This window comes from Mycobacterium sp. IS-3022 (assembly GCF_001500065.1).
Classification (GTDB): Bacteria; Actinomycetota; Actinomycetes; order Mycobacteriales; family Mycobacteriaceae; genus Mycobacterium.
Window position 1 is genome coordinate 140,309 of the sequence record NZ_LQIN01000005.1, and the last position, 6,521, is coordinate 146,829.

The 6,521-nt window shown below is 64.2% G+C and carries 7 protein-coding genes; 5 read left to right on the plus strand and 2 right to left on the minus strand.

Features of this window, described 5'->3' with window-relative positions:
- Positions 1-140 precede the first annotated feature (140 nt).
- The 5 genes from AU188_RS06490 (at position 141) to AU188_RS06510 (ending at position 5,416) form a co-directional block, all read left to right on the plus strand.
- On the plus strand, positions 141-719 hold the full coding sequence (locus tag AU188_RS06490; RefSeq protein WP_059162909.1) for a TetR/AcrR family transcriptional regulator: 579 nt from the start codon (positions 141-143) through the stop codon (positions 717-719).
- 123 nt (positions 720-842) lie between these two features.
- Positions 843-1,811: an alpha/beta hydrolase gene (locus AU188_RS06495; protein WP_059162910.1), complete on the plus strand. Its 969-nt coding sequence runs from the start codon at positions 843-845 to the stop codon at positions 1,809-1,811.
- Positions 1,812-1,855: 44 nt separating this feature from the next.
- Positions 1,856-2,296, plus strand: a complete 441-nt coding sequence (locus AU188_RS06500) for a nitroreductase family deazaflavin-dependent oxidoreductase (RefSeq protein WP_059162911.1) — start codon at positions 1,856-1,858, stop codon at positions 2,294-2,296.
- A gap of 40 nt (positions 2,297-2,336) precedes the next feature.
- On the plus strand, positions 2,337-3,023 hold the full coding sequence (locus AU188_RS06505) for a type 1 glutamine amidotransferase domain-containing protein (RefSeq protein WP_059162912.1): 687 nt from the start codon (positions 2,337-2,339) through the stop codon (positions 3,021-3,023).
- 587 nt (positions 3,024-3,610) lie between these two features.
- Positions 3,611-5,416, plus strand: coding sequence for an FAD-dependent oxidoreductase (locus AU188_RS06510; RefSeq protein WP_059162913.1), 1,806 nt, complete (start codon positions 3,611-3,613; stop codon positions 5,414-5,416).
- A 12-nt stretch (positions 5,417-5,428) separates the two neighbouring features.
- Here the strand turns inward: AU188_RS06510 and AU188_RS06515 are convergent, their stop codons facing one another.
- Complete coding sequence (locus AU188_RS06515; protein WP_286137328.1) at positions 5,429-5,863, minus strand: winged helix-turn-helix transcriptional regulator; 435 nt, start codon at positions 5,861-5,863, stop codon at positions 5,429-5,431.
- A gap of 244 nt (positions 5,864-6,107) precedes the next feature.
- Positions 6,108-6,521, minus strand: a 414-nt coding sequence (locus AU188_RS06520) for an NAD(P)H-dependent flavin oxidoreductase (RefSeq protein WP_172799408.1), incomplete at its 5' end; no start/stop codon positions are given.

The following is a 6,521-nucleotide window of genomic DNA, read 5'->3' on the forward strand; positions in this document are numbered from 1 at the left end:
TGTGAGCAGAGTCAACATTGCCCCGAAGTGGGGCAGCGCACGTCACCGGAGGACGATCGCCTCAGCGGCGTGTCCGCCAATTGACCACTGCCGTGCGTTTCATGATTGAGCGCAGAGGAGCACAGGAGGACCACGCAGCCATGACTGCGACGACGAAGGGCAGGTATCACCACGGCGACCTGCGCGCCGCGCTGCTGACGACGGCCATGGGCATGCTGGAGCGGGGCGAGCCGTTCTCCATTCGGGCAGTTGCGCGCGAGGCCGGTGTCTCCCCCACCGCTCCCTACCGGCACTTTCCCGACCGCGACGCCTTGGAGTCCGCACTGGCGGCTCAAGGGCTACGCGACTTGAAGGCCGACCTGACTCGAGATCGTGAGCTGCCCGGCAACATCGAAGAACTGGCCGAACTCGGCGTCGCCTACGTCGAGTTCGCGCTCCGCCGCCCCGCATTGTTCCGGCTGATGTTCGGCAACGAGTGCGACGACCAGAACGACGAACGCGTGCGAGCGGCTGCCGAGGTGCACGAACTTCTGGCAACCGCGATCACGCGCGTCTTTCCCGACTCCAACCCCATCGACCTCGCCCTCGGTGGTTGGGGGCTGGTCCATGGCCTGGCCTGCCTCTACCTGGATCGCAAGCTCACCGGTCCATCGATGGAGGACGTCGCCGCTCAGGTTCGCGCGTCCTTCCGCGCTGTGCTCGCCGCCCAACCCCGCTGAGTTCAGCGAGCCGGACTGCCCGCCGTTGACTCCCCGCGTCCGCCGCGCTAGCGTCAATGTAAGCGATGCACACATTCGAGCATCGCAACCCGAATGCGTTCAGCGCAGAAGTGGAGACACGCCATGTCCGTTGTCCCGCCGCCCATTGCTCCCTACCTCGAGCCCGAGGCCAAGGAACTGTGCCAGCAGACCGACCCGCACCCACGGATCTACGAGGTGCCGCCTGAGGAGGGCCGCAGGATCCTTTCGGACCTGCAGAGCGGTGAGGGCGTCGACCGCCCTGAGGTCGACGAGGAATGGGTCGACGTGGATGCCGGCGAGTGGGGAACCGTGCGGACCCGCATCATCCGGCCCAAGGGCACCGATGGGCCGCTGCCGGTCGTGTTCTACATCCACGGTGCGGGGTGGGTCTTCGGCGACGAACACACCCACGATCGGCTCTTCCGCGAACTCGCCGTCGGTGCGGGTGCCGCCGGGGTCTTCCCGGTGTACGACCGCGCACCCGAGAAGAAATATCCCACCCAGGTCGAGCAGAACTACGCCGTCGGTCAGTGGGTCATCGAGCACGGAGCCGACCACGGACTCGACACCTCACGCATCGCGGTCACCGGCGAGTCCGTCGGCGGCTGCATGTCCGCGGTCTTCGCCCTGATGAACAAGGACAGACGCGGCATCGACCTCAAGGCCCAGGTGCTGCTCTACCCCGTCACCAACGCCGACTTCGACACCCCGTCCTACCTACAGTTCGCCGAGGGCTACTACCTCACCCGCGACGGCATGAAGTGGTTCTGGGACGCCTACACCACCGACGAGACTCAGCGTGCCGAGAAGTACGCCTCACCCCTGCAGGCGTCCCTCGACGATCTCAAGGGTCTGCCGACCACCCTCGTCATCACCGACGAGGCCGACGTACTCCGCGACGAGGGCGAGCAGTACGCCAACAAGCTGCGCGAAGCAGGTGTCGACGTCACGTCCGTCCGGGTCGCCGGCATGGTCCACGACTTCCTTCTCTTGGACAGCCTCCGCAACACCAAGGCCGCCAACGTCGCTCGCGGCCTCGCGATCGATGCGCTGAAGAAGGCGCTGCACTAGCCAGAGGCCTCCCGCGGCCATGTCGACTCCGAGGAAAGGCACCGATGAACGAGAACACTCTGAAGGACCTGAGCGCCAAGGCGATGAACCTGGCGCACCGCGTGGTCCTGACGGTCAGCGGCAACAGACTGCTGTCCACGCCATTCGGGATGCCGGTGGTGGAGTTGCACACGGTCGGGCGCAAGTCTGGACAGCCGAGATCCTGCTATCTGACCGCACCCGTTCATGATTCGACTTGCGTGGTGCTCGTCGCGTCGAAGGGTGGCGACGATCGCCATCCCGACTGGTACCGCAATCTGCAGGCTAACCCCGACGCCGAGCTGGTCATTCACGGATCTCGGCGAAAGATGCACGCCCGCACGGCGACTCCGGACGAGAAAGCGGATCTGTGGCCGAAGATCGTTGCGGCGTATAAGGGCTATGCCGACTACCAGAAGAGGACCAGCCGCGACATTCCCGTGGTGATCTGCGAGCTGCGGGACTGACAACCACAATGCAACAACAACACACAAGACAGGGCTGAAGATGACGAAGCGAATCCTGAACGTTGTCACCAACGTCGCCCACTATGACGACCCAAGCCACCCGACTGGACTCTGGCTGTCCGAACTCACCCATGCCTGGCACGTTTTCGACGAGCACGGCTTCGAGCAGACTCTCGTCAGCCCTGCCGGCGGCAAAGTGCCGCTGGAGCCCAGAGCGCTGAAATTCCCCAACTACGACAAGACCGCCAAGGCCTGGCGCGCCGACCCCGCCAAGATGGCCCTGCTGGAGAACACGCTGAGCCCCGACGAGATCGACTCAGCCGACTACGACGCCATCTACTTCACCGGCGGCCACGCTGTCATGTACGACTTCCCCGACAGCGAGGGCTTGCAACGGATCACGCGGGAGCTCTACGAACGGGGCGCCATCGTTTCGTCGGTATGCCACGGCTACTGCGGACTCCTCAACACCAAGCTCTCCGACGGCTCCTATCTCATCGCCGGCAAGAAGATGACCGGGTTCGCCTGGCAAGAAGAGGTCCTCGCCCGCGTGGACAAGCTCGTCCCCTACAACGCCGAGGAACGGGCTAAAGAGCGTGGCGCGCTCTATGAAAAGGGCCTGATTCCCTTCACCTCCTACGCTGTCGTCGACGGAAATCTCGTCACTGGACAAAATCCGGGCTCCGCCAAGGAGACAGCCAAAAAGGTTGCTGCAGTTCTTCACTAACCAGTTTGACCAAATGAGTGTCTCGTTCCTTTCCGTGAACGAGGTCAGATCCCCGCCGCGTCGGCGATCTCCAGAGCTTTGTGCACCAGCGTGTCGATCCGCTCGAGGGTCGGCATTCCTGCTGCGCCCTGGTTCTGCGGCTCGTCTATCGCCCGGCGCACCGAGCTTGTGAATCTTCGCTGCAAGAGTCCAGCTCAAGGTATGTGGTGGGTTGCGATTGCAGGTACTCGAACCCTGGGCCATCTTCGCAATGCTTCGAACTGAGTTCATATAGGTAGTCTCACCAAATCGCTTCTACGGACCGTTCGGCCTGTAGCTCCTTCTCGGCGCGCGCGGTACGGGGGTCACGTCGTGCTGGGTCTGCATTCTGAACTCAGCATGTTATGGTCTTCCCATGCCATATACGAGCTTGGGACAGGGGTGCGTTGCCAGGCTCGGCGTGTGACGGGTCGGATCAGTCACCAGGTCGTCCGACGGCGTCGCCGGACGCGGCGGCGGATGAATGTGCTGCACCATCGCCGACCGGTCGCGGTGCGCGACGGGTGCTCTGGCTCTTCGAGAACAAACACAACTGTGCAGGAGGATCAATGAACCCGCCCGCGACCGGCGTGCAGACCGGAATTCTGGTAACGGCCGGAGAATTCGACGATTACGGCGGCTGGGTGCTCGATTCTCAGTTCGAGTCGCAGATGGGTGCACCGTATCTCCTTGCGCATGGCTTGGGCACGCCGGTCGCGGACGCGAGCACGGTGATCGAGGTCGCCGTGTCCGGCTCTTACTACGTGTGGGTCCACACCAAGGACTGGGTTCCGTCGCATCACCCGGGTCGATTCACGCTGTCGGTCAACGGCTTCACGCTTGCCACGGAGTTCGGCGCCAGCGGCCGGGACTGGTCGTGGGAATCCGCCGGAATGATCGACCTGGCCGCGGGCAGCGCCCAGTTGGTGTTGCACGATTTGACCGGGTTCGACGGGCGTTGTGACGCAATATTGTTCACCCGCGACGACGGGGTTCCCCTAAACGGCGCCGGACCGGACGCGCGGTCGTGGCGACGACGGTTGCGCGGCCTGCCGGAGACACCTGTCGAGGGAGGCGACTTCGACGTCGTCGTCGTCGGCGGCGGCGTCACCGGGTCAGCGGCCGCGCTTGCAGCGGCGCGATTAGGGTGTCGGGTGGCGTTGATGCAGAATCGGCCCTGTCTCGGGGGCAATGCCAGTGTCGAGATTGGTCTCACCCCGCGGGGTGAGACCGGCCCCCTCGTCGATGCGCTCGCCGCTCGCGGGACTGACGGTGATCTGCGGGCACTGACGCTGCTGCAAGCAGAACCGACCGCGACCGTACTGCTCGAACACACCGTGTACGACGCCGAGGTGTCCGGCTCGCGCATTGTGTCCGTCGATGCCCGCGACGCCCGTACCGGGCGCGAAAGCCGCTATAACGCACCGGTGTTCATCGACTGCACCGGCACCGCGATCCTCGGTCTGCTCGCCGGTGCCGACACCCTCTTCGGCTACGAATCCCGACACGAGTTCGGTGAACCGACCGCACCGGAGCAGCACCTGGACTCCCACCACGGGCACACCCTGTTCTTCCGCACCCGCATGGCCGAGCAACCTGTCTCGTTCCCCGACGTGCCCTGGGCAACCGAGGTCGCCAAAGATTACGCCAACCTCGGCGGACAACTCGAGCGACCAGGCATCGACAACGCTCCCGGCCCGGTCGCGGGACCCGGGAAAACCCCCGACCCGGCGATCAGACGCCGGATGCTGCTGCCGCTCACACACTTCTGGGAATACGGTCAGACGCTGAACCCCTACACCGAGGGCGAACACATCCGCGACCATCTGCTGCGCGCGCTCTACGGCACCCTCGCCAATGTCAAGCGTCTCGAACCCGACACCTACGCGAATCTCGAATTCGATTGGGTCGCTTTCGTTGCCGGGCAGGGAGAGTTTCGCCGCTACCGCGGCGACTACATTCTGACCGAGAACGACATCCGCAACCACACACAATTTCCCGACGCGGTGGTGCGCAACTCAGGACCGTTCTGTCTGCACTACCCCGGCGACGAGAAGTACGACTTCCGGCTCAAGGACTGGAAGTGGGACCGGCGCGACGACCAACCCTTCGACGTGCCGTTCCGCTGCCTGTTCTCCGCCGACATCGACAATCTGATGATGGCCGGCAAGCATATCAGCGTCACCCACATCGCTGGATCGGCAACGAAATTCATGGGCAACGGCGCCCAGCACGGCATCGCCACTGCGGCCGCTGCCTACCTGTGCGGAAAGTACGACACGACACCGCGCGGGATTTTCCAGGCGCATCTCGAGGAACTGCAGGACCTCACCGCGACCTTCACCGGGCACAACCTGCGAGCCGCCACGGTGTGACGAAACCAGGTGTCACCTGTTGTGGTGCACGGTGATTCCGCGGCCGGTGTCAGGCAGCACGTGCCCGCGCTCGCAGCGAAGCATCGCGCGCACCGCCGCACCGCAATCGGTATGGGTGACCGTCAACGGCGGACCCGCCGGACCAGCCAAATGCTTGTCGCCCCACTGCATCAACGCGGTCAACACCGGTTGCAGCTCCTGGCCGGCGGAGGTGAGCCGGTATTCCTGCCGGGTCCGCGACCCGGACGCCTGATAATCCACTCGCTCGATCACCCCCGCCTCGGTGAGCGCGCGGAGCCTCGTACCCAAAATGCCCCGTGAGGCACCCGTCGCCTCCTGAATCGCGTCGAAGCGGCGTACCCCCAGAAACACCTCACGCAAGATCAGCAACGACCACCGCTCGCCCACCACTCCGAGCGCGGCCGCAACCGAACATTCCCTCACCACGTTCTCAGAATACCTGAGTATCGATTCAGGATTCAGCATGCGTACGGGCCGAGGAGGGCTCAAACTGCGGCGGCCGCGGCGATGCGCGGTCGCCGTGGTCAGTTCGGCGGGCCGTTGGTGCGTGCTGTCGCGGCCGCCTCGGTTAGGTTGATTGCACCGAGGGCGAAAAGGCCCTTTCCAAGTGCTACTTGACGGTATCTACCTGAGTGGCGGCAGTTCGCCTTCGCCACGACGGTAAACAGACCTAGGCGACGTCTTTTTGTTCCTCGCATCCCAGCATCTCGCTGAGTCGGCCGGTGATGATCTCTTCGGCTTCGCTGACGATCCGCGCCACCAACTCACCACACGTTGGAATGTCGTTGATGAGTCCCATGGCGGTCCCGACCCACCAGATGCCCGCGTCGAGATCACCTGTCTCGTAGACCTTCACGCCGCGCTTACCCGACACCAGGTGGGCGATGTCGTCGAAGCTGCCACCGTCGTCAAGAATCTCCACGACCTCGCGCGAGACCGCGTTGCTGGCAACGCGACCGGTGTTGCGCAGTGGCCGGAAGATCAGTTCGGTGTCGAGCTCGGTGCCGGCGACGATCGCTTCCTTGACGTTCTGGTGGATCGCCGATTCGACGGTGCACATGAACCGCGATCCCATGTTGATGCC